A 1,298-nucleotide genomic window follows, 5' to 3' on the forward strand; every position below is an offset into this window, starting at 1 on the left:
AGCCCCTTGGGCACGGCCAGCCGCATGGCCGTGCACAGGATGCGCCCGGCCTGGCGGGGCAGCCCCTTGCAGGCCTGACGCAGGATCTCCATCCCGGAGTCGGACAGCAGCGTGTGCGGGCAGCCCGCGCTCTTGAGGCCATGGGCGACGAGCTGCGCGAAGCGCTCGCGCTCGACGATGGGTCGCAAGGCCACGCGCGCCTGGATGCGGCTGGCCAGCGCCGCGTACGGCGTGCGCTCCAGCGTGGCGGCCAGGTTGGGATGCCCGACCAGCCACACGCTGAGCAGGTCGCGCGAGTCGAAGGCGAAGTTCAAGAACGCGGGGAAGTCGCGGAAGAACTCCGCGGGCAGGTTCTGCGCCTCGTCGACGATCCAGATGGGCGTCATCTGCTTGCCATCGGCCAGCTCGTGCACGCGCTGCTTGATGTCGCGCCACAGCTGGGCGCGCCGGTGGCTGGGCTCCACGCCGAGGGCGCGCGCCAGCCCGCGGTAGAGGTCCACGCGGCCGAAGTCGGTCTCGGCCTGGTACAGCACCAGGTAGCGGTGCGGGTTCAGCGCTCGCGTGAGCTTGCGCAGTGCGGCGGTCTTGCCCACGCCGGGCTCGCCGGTGAGCAGCCCCACCCCCGGGGACTTCAAGAGCCAGTCGAAGCGCTGGGCCAGGGTGGCAAGCGCGCCGTCGTCCCACGGCTCGGTGAGCTCCTTGCCCAGCGGCGCGTGCGTCAGGCCGAAGTGTTGCAGGTACATGGCTCACTCCTGCGTGTTGTCACCGTGGTGTCGCCGCAGGGCGATCTCCACCAGGTTCGGGCCGCTGCGCGGGGCGGGTTGTGCGTCGGGGGCGCCGGCCTTGCGCCGTGTGCGATGGGCGTTGCCAATCGGATCCAGCGGCGTGGCCTCGCCAAGCGATCGGCCCTCGTCGTCCTCCACGCCCACGACGCGCTGCGCGTGCGGCTCGACCACGAGGTGCACCGTCTTGCCCGAGAGCTCGTAGGGCACCTCGAAGCGCTGGCCCTGGTACGACACCGTGCCGTCCTTGCGCACGAAGCGCTGGATGCGATGGTGGAACAGCGCATCCAACTGCGCGGCTCGTGGCCCGAGCTGGCGCACGTGAACGAGGTCGCGCTGGTAGCGCGCCAGCGGCGTCAGGCCGGCCAGTCCGGCGTGCTCGCTGCGGTGATAGACCTGCTCCACCCAGGCCCACAGCCGCGCGTTGAGATCCTCCAGGCTGGTGATGTGGCGCTCGTCCAGCTCGGCGAGGAATGCGCCCCTGAAGGTCTTGTGATACCTCTCGAGTTTGCCTTT

General features: G+C 70.6%; 1 protein-coding gene and 1 pseudogene. Both read right to left on the bottom strand.

What is annotated here, in order from left to right; genetic code table 11:
- Positions 1–743 (bottom strand): ExeA family protein (locus EV671_RS26560; RefSeq protein WP_132576900.1); only part of this gene is annotated, 743 nt, incomplete at its 3' end.
- A gap of 3 nt (positions 744–746) precedes the next feature.
- A pseudogene (locus EV671_RS26960) lies at positions 747–1,298 on the bottom strand (DDE-type integrase/transposase/recombinase); the annotation flags it as partial.

Origin of the sequence: Roseateles saccharophilus, from assembly GCF_004342485.1 — a bacterium.
GTDB lineage: Bacteria > Pseudomonadota > Gammaproteobacteria > Burkholderiales > Burkholderiaceae_C > Pelomonas > Pelomonas saccharophila.